12 protein-coding genes are annotated in these 17938 nt (G+C 47.2%); 6 read left to right on the top strand and 6 right to left on the bottom strand.

The features are described 5' to 3' along the window. Positions 1-11: 11 nt before the first annotated feature. Genes AB1756_08845 through AB1756_08855 form a run of 3 tightly spaced genes read right to left on the bottom strand, consistent with a single transcriptional unit; the run spans position 12 to position 2859 of the window. Positions 12-1457 (bottom strand): ATP-binding protein, encoded by a 1446-nt coding sequence (locus AB1756_08845; protein ID MEW5807436.1) that lies wholly within the window; start codon positions 1455-1457, stop codon positions 12-14. Positions 1458-1479: 22 nt separating this feature from the next. Continuing rightward, entirely contained in the window at positions 1480-2175 is a 696-nt protein-coding gene (gene queC, locus AB1756_08850; GenBank protein ID MEW5807437.1) for a 7-cyano-7-deazaguanine synthase QueC, read from the bottom strand. A 45-nt stretch (positions 2176-2220) separates the two neighbouring features. Further along, a complete protein-coding gene (locus AB1756_08855; protein ID MEW5807438.1) occupies positions 2221-2859 on the bottom strand; it encodes a radical SAM protein in 639 nt (212 codons plus the stop codon). 166 nt (positions 2860-3025) lie between these two features. Between AB1756_08855 and AB1756_08860 the strand changes: the two genes are divergently transcribed. Together AB1756_08860 and AB1756_08865 are read left to right on the top strand one after the other, a co-directional pair. After that, complete coding sequence (locus tag AB1756_08860) at positions 3026-4282, top strand: sensor domain-containing diguanylate cyclase (GenBank protein ID MEW5807439.1); 1257 nt, start codon at positions 3026-3028, stop codon at positions 4280-4282. A gap of 45 nt (positions 4283-4327) precedes the next feature. Further along, positions 4328-4702 (top strand): hypothetical protein, encoded by a 375-nt coding sequence (locus tag AB1756_08865; GenBank protein MEW5807440.1) that lies wholly within the window; start codon positions 4328-4330, stop codon positions 4700-4702. 18 nt (positions 4703-4720) lie between these two features. On the opposite strand, the gene AB1756_08870 is transcribed toward AB1756_08865, so the two are convergent. Together AB1756_08870 and AB1756_08875 are read right to left on the bottom strand one after the other, a co-directional pair. Next, positions 4721-4921, bottom strand: a complete 201-nt coding sequence (locus AB1756_08870) for a hypothetical protein (protein ID MEW5807441.1) — start codon at positions 4919-4921, stop codon at positions 4721-4723. Between the two features lie 12 nt (positions 4922-4933). After that, on the bottom strand, positions 4934-5410 hold the full coding sequence (locus tag AB1756_08875; GenBank protein MEW5807442.1) for a hypothetical protein: 477 nt from the start codon (positions 5408-5410) through the stop codon (positions 4934-4936). A gap of 266 nt (positions 5411-5676) precedes the next feature. On the opposite strand from AB1756_08875, the gene AB1756_08880 reads away from it, so the two are divergent. Next, positions 5677-7254, top strand: coding sequence for a S8 family peptidase (locus tag AB1756_08880; protein MEW5807443.1), 1578 nt, complete (start codon positions 5677-5679; stop codon positions 7252-7254). A 64-nt stretch (positions 7255-7318) separates the two neighbouring features. Further along, positions 7319-9814: an HD domain-containing phosphohydrolase gene (locus tag AB1756_08885; protein MEW5807444.1), complete on the top strand. Its 2496-nt coding sequence runs from the start codon at positions 7319-7321 to the stop codon at positions 9812-9814. 67 nt (positions 9815-9881) lie between these two features. Here the strand turns inward: AB1756_08885 and AB1756_08890 are convergent, their stop codons facing one another. Further along, positions 9882-10793 carry a serine/threonine-protein kinase gene (locus AB1756_08890; GenBank protein MEW5807445.1) on the bottom strand — a complete coding sequence of 304 codons (912 nt, stop codon included), beginning with the start codon at positions 10791-10793 and terminating at the stop codon, positions 9882-9884. A 256-nt stretch (positions 10794-11049) separates the two neighbouring features. Between AB1756_08890 and AB1756_08895 the strand changes: the two genes are divergently transcribed. After that, complete coding sequence (locus AB1756_08895; protein ID MEW5807446.1) at positions 11050-16239, top strand: sigma 54-interacting transcriptional regulator; 5190 nt, start codon at positions 11050-11052, stop codon at positions 16237-16239. A gap of 299 nt (positions 16240-16538) precedes the next feature. Next, positions 16539-17938: S8 family peptidase (locus AB1756_08900; GenBank protein ID MEW5807447.1), on the top strand; the 1400-nt coding region annotated here is incomplete at its 3' end.

Consider the following 17938-nt stretch of genomic DNA (forward strand, 5'->3'; position numbering starts at 1 on the left):
TGTTAAGAAGTTTAAGGCTTCGTTTCGGAGATGCGGTATTTGCCGTGGGCAGATGGAGCGACGATCTTCATTCTCTCCATATCGAGGATTTCGCGGTATGCGATGTCCCTGTCCACCTTGCCGAGAGTCTGGTAATCTCTGTTGCTGAAGCGATTACCATGGTTGTAAGCCCACGCTAGCACCCTCTTCTGCCGGTTGTTCAGTTTATAGGAAGAGAACCTCTGCAGCCATTCTTGCGTCTTCTCATCGAAGACAGGCGTATTCTTCAGTGTGATGCAGAACATGAACCCTTCCTCTTTGAACTCGGGCGAGGCCAGGTTGTTGTCTTCCATGTCCTCGTGGATTCTCCTGATACCACCTCCTCTCTCTCCGATGTAACCACAATCGGAAAGAACTGTCGCGATAACCGGATTCCTCGAAAGGTGACTCCTCTCCCCCGCTGCAATCTCAGAGAGGGAATAGGGCTCAGGGAGTAGGCCCGGGCTTCTGATCTCCAACCGGTCTTCATACACCCGGACCTCGATCGGCGAGCCATGGATGGAATAATCACGATGAGCGATGGCGTTGAGGAGCGCCTCCTGCCAGGCAGATGTCGGATACTCGTATTTCTCCACCATGAACAGGTCATGGAACTTCTCTCTCTCCTTGATGTGCATCTTCAACTTTTCGAAAGAGGCATCGATGAGGTTAAGAATCGGCAGGTTGATCCTCATCCTTTCGGCAACGCTTTCCCTTTTCCCCACCGTGGCTGCATGGGAGATGAACTTCATGAAGTCGATCCCGCCGCCGGGGTTCCATCTCTGCTGGTCTGTGGCAAAGAGGAGCATGGCAGCTCTCGTGACCATGGCCTTCTCACCTTTGAAATCGATAAGCCGATACCGGTCGTGCAGAAGTTTTACGGGATCTTCCTTCCATCCGACCCTCGTACATAATCTCTCAATAAGGGGATAGTCCAGGTCCGACAGAGCGGCTTCTTCGATGAATTCCCTTTCATGGAAGACTTTCATCTTCCCTTTTCTGAGCGAGAGGAGATCGGAAGCCGTGACGGGGTAATTCTTCTTCCAGAATCTGATTAGATATCTCCCGTCCTGAAGTTTTACCGGAACAGGCGATTTTTCGACTTCGATCTTGAGGAACCGCTTCCCGCGCGACTCCTCGATTGCAAATCTCACTTCCTGCCGTGGGATCAAAAACTTCTCGGAATGGTCAAAGATATTGACGATCTTATCTTCCGAATAGTTTACTCCCACGACATCTCCATCTTTCTCAACACCCACCAAGACGGTTCCTCCTTCTGAGTTTGCCATGCCGCAGAGCGATTCGGCGATCTCTTCACACAATTCTGCGCTCTTTTTGAGCCGGAACTTCCAGGATTTTCTCGATTTCCCTGGCTTGTAGGAAGAGATGAACGAGAGCAACTGGCTCTCCCCTTTTGCTATGGAGTCTTCGATGTTCATATCACACTCATCTTTCTGCCGGTCATTTCTGGCGTATATACTGGATGGGGTCCTTCAGCCCTGCCTCCCGGAACCCTTTGAGCCGGAGAAGGCATGAATCACAGAAGCCGCAGGCCATCCCTTTAGATGAAGGTTCATAACAGGAAGAGGTCATGCTGAAATCTACGCCGAGTCTGGCTCCGGCCTTGATTATTTCTCTTTTCTTCATCCGGATCAGAGGCGTGTGTATCCTGATCCTTTGCTTCCCTTCCGTCCCCATCCTGGTGGCGAGGCGGGCCATGTTTTCAAAGGATCTTATGTACTCCGGCCTGCAATCCGGGTATCCGCTGGAATCGAGATAGTTGACCCCAATGAAGATATCTTTCGCTGGTAATGTTTCCCCCCATGCAAGGGCAAATGAAAGAAAGAGGGTATTGCGCGCGGGCACATAGGTAAGCGGTATTCCCCTCGACCTGTCTTTGTCACTCCTTTTTCTGGGAATCGGAATGGAAGAGGTAAGCGCTGACCCTCCAATCTTCCTGATATCTACGTCAAGTATAAGATGTTTCCTTGCACCGAAATGTCTGGCTATCTTCTTAGCCTGCTTTATTTCGAAATGGTTCTTCTGGCCATAATCGAAGGAGAGGGCATAAAGTTCGAATCCACGCGAGCGAGCCATAGCCATCGTCGTCGCCGAATCCATCCCTCCGCTTAATAAGACTATCGCTTTCTTCTTCATTAACCCTATTTATTAACCCGACGTCTTCAAAGTTTAAAAACTGAGCTAAATGCCACTTTCCCGGCCGGGCCAGATGATTTTATGAATCTGAATCTGAAGCCTAGCATCGACCTTATCCTCGATGATCCATTGCGCGAGAAGCGACGGATCGAGTCTTCCCAATACAGGCGATAACAGAACTTTGCATTTCTTTTCCAAGTCATATTCATGAATCTTCCGCTTAGCCCAGACGTAATCTTCTCTCGAAGATAGAACGAACTTCACTTCATCATGTTCACCCAGATATCCGATGTTCCGATAGAGATTGTTCGCTTCCATGCCGCTCCCGGGAGTCTTCAGGTCCATGATCTTGATTACCTCGCGTGGAATCTTCTCAACGGAAAGTGAACCGCTCGTCTCCAGCAGAACTGTGTAACCATTATTTATAAGAAGGTTAACGAGCGTAGGGAGATCCTTTTGAAGAAGAGGTTCCCCTCCCGTGATACAGATGAGCTTGCATCCCATTAGTTGGATCTCATCGAAGACCTGTTCGACTGTTCGTTCTTCACCTTCGAAAAAGGCGAACTGTGAATCGCAGTAGGCACACTGCAGATGGCATCCGGTTAATCTCAGAATGATGCAGAGGCATCCAGCATAAGTGGACTCGCCCTGAATACCAAGAAAGAGCTCGTTGATTTTCAGCATATCCAGATTTTAAACTCTGTCATCGGAGCATGTCAACAAACGCTTTCACAGGAACACTGCAATGCCAACGCTCCAAACTTGAAAATTGGTTACCATTGCCTCATATTAAATCAATGAATAATTTTATTTGAATGATACCGCTTGCTTAGAATAAAATTGATACGTGATGGCTATTGATCAATCGACAATCGTAACGATCCTCTTCTTCATACTGGGATGCTTCATCGTCGGCATTCTCTTCTACATCCTGGGAATGAAGATCCAGATGCGCCGGCGTTCCGATGAGGTCCAGAGGTATCAGGACGAGATACGTCAGAACGATAATGTTTTCAAAGAGGTGATGGAGACGGTCAGCAAGTTGAAAGTCGAGAACAAGAGCCTTTCCGGCATCTTCGTCTTCCTGCCTGAATTCGCCCGACAGATCAACTCCAATCTTGACCGAAGGAATATTGCCCCCCTCCTCCTGAAGCTCGCCGATCATATCTTCAACCCGCAGCAAATCCTTATATTCTTCTTCGATTCCAGGACCGAGGAACTCTCCTTAAAAGCTGCCAAAGGGTTCGAGTCCAAGGATGGAAAGGGGATGGTGATCAAGCTTGGTCAAGGAAAGATCGGATGGGTCGCCCAGAGACAGATAACAATGGATGCCATAGATTTTCAGAGCGACGTGAGGCTGGAGAAAGCAAGCATTCAGAACGAGCATCACGGATTTCGATGTGACCTGATCGCCCCAATGATTCACGAGGGAGAGACTCTGGGGGTGATTAGTCTCGGCGGCTTGCCGACCCACATGAGAGAGCAAAAGATTATCATCAAGATGATAGCAGATCTCGGCTCCATCGCTATTTACAACGCCAGGCTCTTCAACAGCATTCAGATCGCCGCCAACCATGACGGTCTGACAAAGCTGATGAACCGAAAATACTTCATGCAAAGGCTCGGTTTCGAGATCAACAAGGCGGAGAAGGAAGGGACGCAGATCTCCATCTTCATCTTCGACATCGACTTCTTTAAGGCTTACAACGACGGCAACGGGCACCTCGCCGGTGACGAAGCTCTGAAGGTAATCGGGAGGCTCCTCAGGGAAGTGGTTCGTGAGGACGACCTCGTCGCGAGATACGGAGGTGAGGAATTCATCGTGGCTCTCCCAAACACTCCGAAAATGGGAGCCATTATCGTCGCGGAGAAAATACGGAAGATGTTCGAGGACTACCACTTCCCGAACCAAGAGACACTCCCTGGCGGGAAGATGACTATCAGTGGCGGTCTCTCCTCATTCCCGGAGGACGGCAGGAGCAGCACCGATCTCATCAGCCACGCGGACCAAGCGCTCTACCAGGCCAAGGCGAAAGGAAAGAACACGGTCGTGGCTTACGAAGCGGTCTATTTCAGCGATGGGGAAACCGAGAAATACTATGTTTGAGAAAGCTTCCCCGTTTTTAGTAACTTAGGGTCTTAGGTTTTTCCCATGAAAACAGAAAAAGTCAATCAAACGACGACTCTCGACATCCCTTCATCCGCCTTGTACAAGAGTTACATCGTGCGGTTACGCGGCGATGGACAAATCCTCCAGATAGAGGAGAGGGTCGGGAAGAAACTTCTCAGGACGATCGATCCTCTTAGCAAAGATTTCCGTGAATTGCTGAGAAAGGAAGGAATGGCTTTTCACATGCCAGACGGTGAAAAATTTCATGGAAAGTCTCTCGGTGAGGCCTATCAGAAACTAATCGACAGAGCGCTGGAAGCGATTGAGAAAGCACCAGAGAGCAGGGAATGGAGAGAGCGCCATGAGGAGCTCATCAAAAAGATCCATGCGTGGGAAGAGTTCTACCGGAATCCGTGATCAGCATGGAGTTCCGATTCAGGGCACCTTCCTGATTATGATCTCATAGCCATCCACTTTTACTTCCTCGATCAGGCAGCTCGATCTGCTGCTGATATCTTCATTTTTCTCCCGGTTGTAGCAATCCAGAAAGGCTTCTTCCTTACTTTTGGCCACCACGAGTCGGAAACAGGGCAACCCTCCCATGTGGCTGACCAAGTAGAGTTTTAGATCTTCCATAAATGATGCTCCTCATTCTTCTTTCAAATTCTTCTTGATAGACTCAACGATAAAATTCTGCATGGAAGGCTTCTTGTTTTTGACGGACTGGTAGACGAGGTAAGGAAGTTTAAGGGATATCGGAACACCTTCCTCCTGCAAGCCATCCAGCCATTTCACGAACTCCTGCCAAGAGCGGAACCTCTTTCCCTCGATGGCTCCCTTCTTGTAGAGCTCGATGAGCATGATCTCATCCTTCAGTTTGAAGAGGACATCCTCCTCCCTGAACTCAGCAAAGTCGCTATAGGCAAAAAACTTGACTTCACCTGCCGTTTGATCTTTTCCCTTAATCGATATCTCTGGTTTGCGGTTGCACCGGAAGATTATGTAGTCGCTCTTCCCCTTAAAGTGAAAGGCAAGTATGGGGTCCGTCTTCGGATTCCTATCAGAGGGCGTCTTGAAGCTTCTATAAATCCTTCTTGCTATCTGAATGTTCGATTTGTATTCCATCCGTTTCTCTCCGTATGCAAAAAATCCTTTTTGTATATTTGAAATTATAATCAAAGATATGAATTTTTAAAAGCGAAAAAATCTCTTGCTGTATAGCACCGCAAAAAGCGCTTTATAATTTCATTAAAATTACATATTTACATTATTGTAATTGGATATTTATATTTAGATTATTTTATATTTATTTTCTTGAAATATATATTTAAATCAATTATATTATATTTAAAAAATAAAATATGAATATATGCAATTAATAGGAGATTGCAATGAAAAAAATCCAAAGAAAAAAGCAAATAGTTTTTATCGCTTCCTTCCTCTTGATCTTTCTTATATGTGTTCTCTTGATGATGGGTGGGAGCTTCTTTGCGGAAAATGATGCGAAGATCGCGCAGGATCTCCTGGAAAAAATGGCCTCTGTTCCGGCAGATACGCGTCTCAGCGTCATCATCCAATATGATGGTGAGCCTCAAAGCCAGGATTTCACCCAACTAGGCTTGCTTGGAGCCACTCTTCTAAAAGAACTTCCTCTGATCGACGCCCTGAATGCGGAGATCAGTGCAGACAGGATATCGGAATTGGCCCAGTCAACGCGCGTAAAGCGGGTCTCTCCCGATCGGGAAGTCCATGCCTGCCTTAACATCGCGTCGCCTACAGTGGGCTCTAATAGCTCTATAACTTATTACAATCTGACGGGAAGAGGGGTCACAGTTGCCGTTCTCGATTCTGGGATCGTACCAAGTAAAGAAGAATTGACGACTTCGGATGGAAGGAGCCGGGTCGTCGCAAACATCGACTTCGTCAACGAGGGAACTCAACTCGGGTTTGATTATTACGGTCACGGCAGTTACGTCTCCGGGATCATAGGGATGAAAACGCATCTTGATCAATCCGGGAATATCATCCTGACCGGGATAGCTCCTGAAGCCAGCATCGCCTCTGTGAAAGTGCTCGATTCCATGGGTAGAGGCAAAGTGAGTTCAGTCATCGAGGGGATTCAGTGGTGCGTTGAACATGCAGGCATGTTCAACATCAGGATCTTGAACCTTTCGCTATCTCATCCTATCTACGAATCATGCACAACTGATCCGCTTACCCTGGCATGCGAGAAAGCCTGGAATTCAGGTCTTGTTGCCGTAGTCGCTGCTGGCAACCACGGGGAAGATCAACATGGATATGGCACCATCGGCAGCCCGGGAAACGACCCGTTCGTCCTGACAGCAGGAGCAACCGACGACCTCGATTCTACCAGTCGGAGCGATGATATCCTCCCGTCTTTCAGTTCAAAAGGACCGGCGCTGCAGGACTACATTTTAAAACCGGATATTATGGCTCCCGGAACTTCTGTATTTTCCGTCAGGGCTTCCGGTTCCTATCTCGATACGACATATCCTGCCAACCGCGTCTCGCTCGATGGCATATCATATCCATACTTCCAATTGAACGGGACAAGTGTGGCAGCAGCCATCGTCAGCGGGACAGCGGCATTGATGATCGAGAAGGAGCCCTCACTGACTCCATCCACGGTTAAGGCAAGGCTCATGAAAAGTGCCGATAAAGCCTTCCATGCTGATATCTACACGAGAGGAGCGGGATATCTCAACATCGTTTCGGCTCTCCTTGAATCTGGAGTGGCAGTATCAAGCAAATCTCCCAGAGTGTTGCAGACAACTACGGGTGTCAGCGTTGAAGAGATCAACTGGGGTTCCGGTGGCTTCTGGGAAGAACATTGGATTTGGGGAGATGAAATCAGCTGGGGTGAAGATATCATCGACGGCGATCTTACAGTCTGGGGTAGCAGCGCTCTGCTCAACTATCAGAACGCATGGAACTCCAGCGAGAAGTAAGAAAGTACAATGATCCAGTAAGGATCGCTAGGGCGCATACTCCTTTTTCCAGGGAATGGAGAAGATGAACAAATTATCGACATGGACGAAAGCATACATCATCCTTGTCATTGCTGCAGGAATTTTCCTTTCCTGCCTGAATTATTTGAACTTCCCACCCGACTTCAACCAGGAGCTTTTATTTTTTCTCGCTCTAACGGCGGCAGCTGGTGTCTTCAAAGTCTCCCTTCCCTACTTCGGAACACTCTCCATCGCCTACATCTTCGTATTTGTAACGCTCCTTGTCTTCGGAATCACAGAATCAATATTAGCCAGTATCATCAGCTCTCTTACTGCCTGTCTCTTCAACGTCAAAAAGAAGAATCCTCCTTACAGGATACTCTTCAACATTTTCGCCACAGCCCTTACGTCGGCCGGAGCCGCCAATATCTTCATTTTGATGGGAGGGACACCTGGAATAATATCTGTTCCCGGCGACCTCCGCTCCGTTCTTTTCTATACCTTCTCCTTCTATGTGATCAACACGTTCCTTATCTCAGCTGCCATATCCCTTTCCAGCTCCGAGAGCATCCTGACCATCTGGAAAGAGAACTACCTTTGGACGGCCATCAACTATTTCATCGTCGGATCGTCTGTTGCAATGCTACTCGCCCATCTCCTCCTGAGGTTCAACATCTATATCTTTCTCCTGTCGCTGCCCATCATCTACATCTCTTACTATTCTTTAAAGATCTATCTTGCCAAGGTGGAGAAAGACAAGATGCACAACAAGGAGTTGGCCAATCTTTACCTCTCCATCATCGAGGCGCTCGCATTCGCCATCGATGCTAAGGATCGGACGACGGAAAAGCATCTCCGCAGGGTCCAGAATCTGGCCCTCGGAATCGCCAAGGAGATGGGGATGGAAAAGAACGAGCTGGAAGCGCTCAAGGCAGCTTCCCTCCTCCATGACATCGGAAAGATTGCCGTTCCGGAATACATCCTGAGCAAGCCAGGTAAACTAACACCGGATGAGTTCAAGATCATGAGCACTCATCCGGCAATCGGCGCAAATATCTTAGAGACCGTGAAATTCCCCTATCCTCTTGGGCCTACGGTCAGATACCATCATGAACGATACGATGGAAGCGGTTATCCCGAGGGATTGAAAGCAGCGGCCATCCCACTCGCTGCAAGGATCCTAGCGGTTGTTGACTGCTATGATGCCCTCACAACGGACCGACCTTACAGAAAGGCATTGTCTAAGCAGGAAGTCACGGAATACATGAACAGGGAAGCCGGAAAGAGCTTTGATCCGGATGTCGTCCGTATCATGCTGGATAACCTGGAAAAATTTGACATCTCTTACGGCGATTTGAATGAAGCTCCCCGGGAGTCGAACGGACAACAGTCCATCCTGGATGAGAAAGTTTTGAACGGGAATGCTGAAGACCATGACTCCAATAGTCCGGCAGAAGCTCCTTCCTGGTTGTCTTCCCAGCAATCCTACAAAGGAGTCTTCGACATCTATGAGACAATCCAGACTCTGGAACAATCCCTCGATACAGAGGAGCTTTTCCTTATCATCGCATCGAAGCTGCAGCGGTTGATACACTTTAAGTCCTGCATTCTGTTCGCCCTCGATCATCAGGAAAAAGTCCTTGTTCCCCAGTATGTAACCGGCCAATGCAAGGAGCATTTCCGGGATTTGAGAATAGCGATGGGAGAAAAATTGAGCGGCTGGGCTCTCATGCACAATCTGGCCTACATCGGAAAATCGCATAGGAATCCTCTCAACAGAGACGGGACGCGGTCCGACCTCGAGGAACTCTGGAGCATCCCAGATGTAGCTTCTCTGCGCAATTCCCTTGCAGTTCCGCTCCTTTACGATGGTGAAAAGATAGGCGTCCTCGCACTCTACGATGATGAGGGCAATGAATATCTTGTAGAACATCTAAACATCCTTAGGCCTCTTTCTACGTACATAGCTTCCGCGCTCAAGAATTCTCTTCTTCACAGCCATGATCAGAAGAATTCCTGTACTGACCTTCTAACTGGCCTACCCAACGCGGACTACCTTTTCATGTTCTGTGAGAGCGAGTCCATCAAGGCAAGAGCAACAGGCAAGGAGATTGTCCTTTTGCGCGTTGAGCTTAGCAATTTTGAGAAGATAAAAATCGAGCATGGAACGCACGCTGGCAAGAGGATCCTCATCGCAGCAGCTAGGTCACTTAAAAAGAGGGTCCGCAGCTGCGATCTCTGTGCCAGGTTTGGACTGAATGAGTTCATCATCATCATCCCTTCCATCGAGAGCAAGGATGTTATCAATATCATCGGGAGAATAAGGTCTTCGCTCCTTGAGTTGAGTTCCGATCCAAGCAAGACCAGAAAAGACGGAATAACTCTCAAGATAAGGATGGGATGCGCAATCTATCCGCAGGATGGCGAGGCGATTGAAGCCCTTCTCAGCATCGCTGAGCTTAGGAAAGAATATATCCTGAAAGAGGATACGCTGGAGGAACCGGAAGATCTGGGGCATCGCTATATGGAAAACATCCTTCCTTTCAGGAAGAAGTCATAGAGAAGAGAAAAAGTATCAGTCAATTCGCATGAGCCGGAAGAGGAAGAGAAGCCGAAGGGGAAGGCTTTCAAAGTTCTTTAAACAATTTCCTCTTCCGGCCTTTTTCATCTTTAAGGATCCTTTCAAAAATCTGGAATCTTTCTGCTTCGCACAGGGTTCCCTCATGACTTTTCAGGAAAAATAGGATTTCTTCCACTGATTGAAATCTTCTATCAGGATCCTTCTGAAGAAGTCTGACGATCAGTTTCTTATATTTTTCGGGAATGGAAGAGTTCAGGCTTGCAGGATTGATAGGATTCTCAAGGAGATGACCGTAGGCTAGGGATAAGGCATCCTTTGCCGGAAAGGGAGTGTATCCTGTTATCATTTCATACAGGAGAGCACCAAGGGAATAGAGATCGGCACGCCTGTCAATTCTTGCATTCCGGAACATCTCCGGCGCCATGTACGCAAGAGTCCCGGATACGTCTCTCCCATTCATCTGGCTACCCTCTTTCATGGCAAGGCCGAAATCGAAAAGTTTGATGTCGATCTCGCCGTCGCCATTCTCAATGACCATAATATTGTGTGGTTTCACATCTCCATAAACGATCCCATTAGAGTGCACCACATTCAGCGCTGATAGCACCTGCAGGAGGATCGTCTTGATCTTTGCAAAGCTCGGCTCTTTCCTCATATTCATGGTTACGCCCTTTAAATATTCCATGGTGAAGAAGAGCGTCCCGGGAGAAAGGGCACTCCCCTGTGCAGCGATGTCAAAACTCAGAACACGAACGATCCTATCATCTCTGCACATGGAAAGAAGGAGATATTCTTGTGCAATAACCTCTTCCGAATAGCTTTTCCCGCAGCTGTTCGAAGCCTTGAGAGCCACGACTCTACGGAATGAGCTATCCCAGACTTTAAAGATAATGGACATCCCGCTCCTTCCCAGAACCTCCAGCACTTGATATCTCTTGTTGATTGAACCCTGATTCATATTTTCCGCCAGATATGAAACTCGATTCAAGAATGATGCAGCATTCCAGCTTCCGATGGCTTCTAACAATACTTATAAATAAGATTCCAGTCAATAAGCGGGAAGAGAATCCCTTTCTGAATTTCAAAATAGATGTTTCCAACTGGAAAGATAATTTTCCCCATCTGGAAAGATTAATGAATGGTATCAAGTTGAGACTTTTCAGTTGTCTCAAAATGAGATTTGAGGTATATTCAGGCTGACAGTAAATGGGGGCATGGCCTTGATTCTCAATGGTAGATATAAGATTCTACGCAAGATCGGAGAAGGCGGGGCCGGCACGGTCTTCCTTGCGGAAGATACCCTTAAGAAAGACAAGATCCTTGCCCTGAAGAAGCTGCACCCATCCTTTGGCAGCAAGGAGAACTATCGATCCCTAAAGATAGAATTTGATTCACTCGCCAAATTCAACCATCCGAACCTCGTCAGAATCTTCGACCTGGAGAAGATCAAGGGGAAGGAAGATCTCTTCCTGACAATGGAATACATCGATGGGAAAAACCTTGCCGAAATCTCGGATTCTCTCCGGGAGGAAGAGCTCCTCGACGTCATAGCTCAGATATGTAGAGCTCTGGATTACATTCACAGGAGGGGAATCATCCATCGCGACATTAAACCAGAGAACATTCTGATAATCAGAGAAAATGAAAAGCTCACTGTTAGATTGATGGATTTCGGGCTTGCAAGCGCAATGGAGGCTGCTCAAAGTGAAATAGGAGGAACCCTTCTTTATGCAGCCCCCGAAATATTAAAAGGGAAGACTCCCGATGGAAGATCGGATCTTTATTCTCTTGGAATGATCTTTTATCTTATCAGTTTTGGTAAATATCCATTTCCGGCTTCAGAACCATCGGATATCATTGACTGGCATCTTCGCGGAGAACTCTCGCTCCAGGGACGGTTGAAAGATAACGTCCCTGCCTTTATGCCGGAACTGATCTCCTTGCTCCTTCAAAAAGACCCTTCCAGAAGACTCGATCGAGCGTACAAGATCATTGATTTCATCAATGAGAAGAGCGGGCTCGCTCTGAAACTGGAAACCAGGGAAAGCATGGAAGGCTTCTTCAAGAGCGCCGATTTCATCGGAAGGAACAGTGAATTTGATGAAATATTAAGGAATATAGACCTGATAAAAGATGCGAGAGTTAGGGAGCTGAACCCACTTCCGACCCTTCTTCTCATCGAGGGTGAAAGCGGTATCGGGAAAAGCCGGCTGCTTCGAGAGGTTAAAAATCGGTGCCAGCTCGGAGGCCTGGACGTTCTCACGGGATACTGTTACGAAGGTGGGATATCAGCATATGGACCTTTCGTAGATATCATCAAGCACGCCCTCCCCCTTTCCCATACCATCCAGACATCTTTTAAAGATACACGATCCCTTTTTAAAGATGATCTGAGAATGATCAATCATTTCCTCGTGGCTCGCGAAAGGGTCCCTAAAACTGAATCTCAAAAAGATAATGCTGAAAAAGAGAAACTGAAGCTGGCGGATAGCATCTCTGGGTTCATCTATAAAATCTCTGATGCATTTCCCTTGATCCTATTCTTAGAAGATCTCCACTGGGCTGATGAGGGCACCCTCTTCCTGCTCGAATTCCTGACCAGAAATGCTAGGGGGAAAAGAATTCTCCTTGTGGCCACCTTAAGGAAGGAAGAATCCTGTTTTGGACGCATCGCTAAATTTCTCTCAAAAAGCAGCGTCCATGCATCTTCCAAAAGGATAGATCTCAGGCATCTCAACAGAGAAGAGGTCTTCGAACTCGTCTCTGCCATGATCGGGAAGAAGAATGAAGTCTCAATCCTGGCCAACGAGATATTCCGAAAAACTGATGGGAACCCATTTTTTATCGAACAGGTCATGAGGAGCATCGCCGAGGACGTGGGAGCCGAGACTGAATCGGACTGGCAGGATAAAGTGCTTACCTATAAGAAGCAGATCAGCATACCTGCGACGATGCATGATGCGATCCTCAAGCGCATCGCAAGAATCGATGAAAAGAGCATTGAGCTTTTGAAGTATCTTGCCATCATCAATAAACCATCCACATTTGTATTCCTGACGAAATGCACTGCATGGACCGAAGGCGAGATGAAAGATCTCCTTGCCAATCTCATGAGAAGGGAGATCATCAGAGCGGAAAACGACGGAGAACGGGCTTATATTTTCAGTCACAACCAGATTAGAGAATATATTCTGGAATCTATTGCCGGGGTGGAAAGAACGCGAATCCATTCCAGAGTGGCTCATGCGTTGCTTGAATGCAAAGAACAGGAGCCGATCCTCGAAGATCTTGCCTATCATTTCGTACAGGCCGAAGAGAAACGTCAAGCTCTGATCTTCTCCATAAAGGCTGCAGAGAGGTCAGGGAGGATCTATGCTCACGAGAGAGCCATCGAGCATTACAACAATGCGCTTTGTTTCCTGCCTAAAGACTCACAACGGGAAAAGGTTGACATCCTGTTCAATCTCGCTCAAACGCATCTGGACCTCGGAGCCTTCGATAAAGGTATCAGCATCTACAGAGAGATCATCCAGTTTAGCAATAAAGAAAATTTAGATAGCGATCTTGCCCTTGCTCAGGAGAGATTGGGATGGGCTTATTGCATTGAAAGGAGCTTGCTGAAAGGTAAGGAGTTTTCTGAAAAAGCTTATCAGTTATACCAAAAGCTACGGAACCAGGAAGGGATGGCAAACGCCCTAAATAATCTAGGCTTAGCTCACGCGCGTATGGGTTTATTTGCACCTGCTCTCGACTACTTCCAAAGATCTCTCACACTCTGGAAGCGCTTAGGCAATAGCCTCCACATGATCAATCTCATAAACAATGTTGGAATAACGTATTTTAACCTCGGCAATATACAGGATTCCATTGCTTTCCTAAAGAGAGCTCTTGCCGATAGCGAAAAACATCATCACAAGAAAATGTCGATCGCCTCTTTCAACAATCTGGGAATTATCTATAAGAAGATGAATATGAGGAAAGAAGCCATTGAATGCTATGAAAGATGCCTTGTCATTGAGAAAGAAACAGGGAATAAATTTAATATGGCAATCACGAAACACAACTTAAGTGAATTATATAAGATGGAAACAAATTATGAGAGATCATTATCTTCTATATTAGAAGCCATTAATTTTGCTGAGCACTTGGGAAATATTAGCAGTCAGGCTTTCTATTCAAACAACACAGGAGATATCTATCAGCACATTGGAAGATTTGAGGATTCCAAGAGATTCCATAAAAAGGCATTCGAATTGTCCAAGGAATGCGGTGATAGGACGCAGGAAGCATATAGCCTCCTATCCCTGGCGGGAGACTATATCCTTGAGGAAAATATTGGAGAGGCAAAATCGCTCATTGAGGAAGCTTTTCAGATTTCAGAGCAGCTAAAAAACAGCAGGATAAGGTTCAAAGGGCTTTTGCATTTAATGAAGGCAAGCAATGCGGAAAAGGATTTCAGCAAGACTAAGCGAAGTTATCATGAGATTATCAGGCTGATGGGAAAAAGTCTTCTCGATGCGGAGGAGCTCTGCGAGGCAAAGATCCTGTATGCGGTAGCCCTTAAGGAAGCCAGGGAAAGTGAGAAAGCCAGCAAAACATTTATGGAAGCTCTGAAGATCGCCGAAGAAAAAGAGATGAAGGAGAAGATGCTCCTGGCTAATTACCATCTTGGCATGATTTCACTGGATGGAAAAGACTCATTGAAAGCCCGGGATTATCTTATCAGGTCGCGGGAGATTTTGGACAACATCTCCTCGACGTTTAAGAGCAAGGAGCTGATGGAAAGTTATCTCAACCACCCCGAGAGAAAGAAAATTATTGAACAAAGCGAGCAGTACAAGGAGGGACAAGTCATGACCGAACCGACGCAATCAGGTGAAATAAAAGCACCCCCGGCAAAGATGCTGGCGACTCTCTATGAGATCGTCCAGTTGATCAACTCAATACTTGATCCCGATGAGCTCCTTGAGAAGTTGATGGACCTGACCATTGAAACGGTGAAGGCTGAGCGAGGGTTGATCATCCTCGTAGATGAGAGCAGCGGCGAGATGTCCATCAAGGTGGCTAGAAATCTTGAAAAGGAGACAATCAAGGATGCCAGCCGGTACAGCCAGAGTATCGTGAAGGAGGCCGGCGCCGGGAAATCGATACTGACCCTTGATGCCATTAACGACAGCAGATTCAAAAAATCAAAGAGCGTTAGCCTGTACAAGATTCATTCACTCATGTGCGTTCCTATGAAGATCAAAGAGAGAGTAATCGGGACCGTCTATCTTGACAGCCGCAAGAGCGGACCCTTCTTCACTCATGATGATCTCGCATTCGTCGAAGCCCTGGCCAACCATGCTGCCATCGCAATTGAAAAAGCCCAGCTCTACGTGAAGTTGAAAATTGAAAACGCCTTGCTCAAGGATGTAGCCCATAAGATCTACAAGTTCGACAATATCATCGGCAAAAGCCAGGAAATGAAGAGAGTTTTTTCAATGATCGAGAGGGTAATGGAGAGTTCGCTTCCCGTCCTCATCATCGGCGAAAGCGGCACCGGCAAGGAACTCGTTGCGAGAGCCATTCACTTTAACGGGCCTCGCAGGAACAATATCTTCCTCTCCGAGAACTGTTCAGCAATCTCGGAAACTCTCCTCGAGAGCGAGCTCTTCGGCCATGTGCGCGGCTCCTTCACTGGAGCCATTAGCGACAGGAAGGGATTGTTCGAACTGGCAAGCCATGGGACGCTCTTCCTCGATGAGATCGGAGATATGTCTCTCTCCATGCAGAGCAAGTTGCTGAGAGCGCTTCAAGAAGGAGAGATCCGTCCGATCGGAAGCAAGAAGATCATCAAGGTTAACCCTAGGATCATCTCCGCCTCTCACATGGATCTGAAGAGATTGATCGACGAGGGGAAATTCAGGGAGGACCTATACTACCGTCTCAACGTCATCCAGATAAATATCCCGCCGCTCAGAGATAGAAAGACTGACATCCCAATGCTCGTGGAACACTTCCTTGGAAAAGCTGCCATCGAAAAAAGAGTGAAAGCGATCAGGATCGATGACGAGGTTCTGAGTCTGTTCATCAAGTACAGATGGCCGGGGAATGTGAGAGAGCTTGAGAACACCATCAACCGGTTATCTCTCATTGCGACTGAAAATTATATCGACATGAAAGTCCTGAAGTCTGATAGAGAACTTTACGCAACAATCACAGCGAGCTACTCAAAGCAAGATCAGAGGGAGGAACCAACAAGAAGAACTACGGAAAAAATCGGCTCGATCAGGGACAAGGAAAAAGAGATGATCGTCACCGCGCTCGGTGAAGCGAGAGGGAACAAGCTGGAAGCGGCAAGGATCCTGGGGATAAGCAGAGCCACCATTTTCAGAAAGATAAGAGAATATGGAATCCGCTGAAATCTCATCATTCTATAAATGTAAAGCAAGATCAGCTGCAGTCTTATACAGAGTATCATTGTGAGACTCTAACTTTTCCTTCTTTCACCTGTCTAACATCTTATATTTAAAATAGTTGCAAAGAAAATCTATCCATATATCAGTCTCAATTTGAGATTTTTATTGACTAATCCAAAAATGCCATTATCCCAATACCATCCGTAATTAATTGGAATATAAGAAATTATCTGTGCAATAGGGAAATATTTACGTGGCATCTGCATTGCTCATTATTAAGGATAGTTTTTTGGGGGGACAGTATGAGAAAGATATTAATTTTAACTCTATCAATCGTATTTCTCTCATCTTTTTCCCCTGCGGCAGACTCTCCCAAGATCTCAGCGGATTTGAAGGAGAAGCTGGCGGCGGGGAACAAAGACGAGGAGCTGCAGGTTATCATCCAGTACAATGATGCCCCTGCAGCCGCCGATTTTGACAGGATTAAAGAAAAGGGCGGCAAGATTAAACGAGGGTTCAACGCTGTTCGAGGGATTGCCGCCAGCCTGTCGCTCAAGGAAATCGAAGAACTTCAGTCAGACTCCAGAATAAGATCGATTTCACCTGATAGGATTATTCGCGGCTCCATGGATATTGCCGATCCGGCTAGCGGTGCCAATCTGGTCTATTCGAATCTGGGATACACCGGGAAAGGGGTCACGGTTGCACTGATAGATTCAGGGCTTCAGCCCGGTTCCTCCATCCAGCCTGACCGTATTCTGGCTTACATGGATATGATCAATGAAAGCAGCGTCTCTCCCGGCGATGAGTTCGGACACGGGACGCATATCGCCGGAATCATCGGAGGTTCAAACCGCACGGAAACCTATCATGGGATCGCACCGGATGTGAAGTTCGTTGTGCTCAGAGTCCTTGATGGCGCTGGAACTGGAAGGGTGAGTAACGTCATCGAAGCTGTTGATTGGGTTATTGACAATGCAAAGTTGTACGGCATCAGAGTGATCAATCTTTCCCTCGGGCATCCGGTCTACGAATCCTATCTCACCGATCCTCTGACCCAAGCCTGTGAAAAAGCCTGGATGGCAGGGATCAGCGTCATCACTTCTGCTGGAAACAGAGGAAGAACAGGTAACGGCTACTGGACGATAAATAGCCCGGGGAACGATCCATATATAATCACAGTAGGAGCGATGAACGATTTCAACACTATAATCAGGGCGGATGACAACATAACGACTTACAGCTCAAGAGGCCCTTCGCTAGGAGACAGAGTTCTAAAACCGGACCTAGTGGCTCCTGGAAATCGCATAGTTTCAACACTCGCCAAAAGCTCTTATGTAGAGGTGAATTTCGCGGCGAACGTCAAAGATCAAGACCATATCGAATTGAGCGGAACCAGCATGGCAACCGGCGTCGTGACCGGAGCGGTCTCCTTGATGCTTCAGAGGAACCCGTTACTGTCACCCGATCAGATCAAAGCGTTATTGATGGCCTCCGCGGATAAGCTCGAAAACATCGATGTTTTTGCACGGGGCGCAGGGTATCTCAATGTGCCAAGGGCGATTCTGATGATCGGGCCATACAAGCCGGTCAGATTCAATTCTGCCTCACCGATAGTAATCAAAACCGAGGATAGCTTTAAGTTGATTTCTCCTCCTTCAGTATACGTTGCCCAGGCACTCTGGGGTGATCAGGCACTCTG

The sequence above is a fragment of the Acidobacteriota bacterium genome (genome assembly GCA_040752675.1).
Lineage (GTDB): Bacteria > Acidobacteriota > Polarisedimenticolia > JBFMGF01 > JBFMGF01 > JBFMGF01.

Excerpts from the sequence above, each read along its gene's own strand:
- AB1756_08845 (MEW5807436.1), bottom strand. The coding sequence starts at position 1,457 with ATGAACATCGAAGACTCCATAGCAAAAGGGGAGAGCCAGTTGCTCTCG.
- queC (MEW5807437.1), bottom strand. The coding sequence starts at position 2,175 with ATGAAGAAGAAAGCGATAGTCTTATTAAGCGGAGGGATGGATTCGGCG.
- AB1756_08855 (MEW5807438.1), bottom strand. The coding sequence starts at position 2,859 with ATGCTGAAAATCAACGAGCTCTTTCTTGGTATTCAGGGCGAGTCCACT.
- AB1756_08860 (MEW5807439.1), top strand. The coding sequence starts at position 3,026 with ATGGCTATTGATCAATCGACAATCGTAACGATCCTCTTCTTCATACTG.
- AB1756_08865 (MEW5807440.1), top strand. The coding sequence starts at position 4,328 with ATGAAAACAGAAAAAGTCAATCAAACGACGACTCTCGACATCCCTTCA.
- AB1756_08870 (MEW5807441.1), bottom strand. The coding sequence starts at position 4,921 with ATGGAAGATCTAAAACTCTACTTGGTCAGCCACATGGGAGGGTTGCCC.
- AB1756_08875 (MEW5807442.1), bottom strand. The coding sequence starts at position 5,410 with ATGGAATACAAATCGAACATTCAGATAGCAAGAAGGATTTATAGAAGC.
- AB1756_08880 (MEW5807443.1), top strand. The coding sequence starts at position 5,677 with ATGAAAAAAATCCAAAGAAAAAAGCAAATAGTTTTTATCGCTTCCTTC.
- AB1756_08885 (MEW5807444.1), top strand. The coding sequence starts at position 7,319 with ATGAACAAATTATCGACATGGACGAAAGCATACATCATCCTTGTCATT.
- AB1756_08890 (MEW5807445.1), bottom strand. The coding sequence starts at position 10,793 with ATGAATCAGGGTTCAATCAACAAGAGATATCAAGTGCTGGAGGTTCTG.
- AB1756_08895 (MEW5807446.1), top strand. The coding sequence starts at position 11,050 with ATGGCCTTGATTCTCAATGGTAGATATAAGATTCTACGCAAGATCGGA.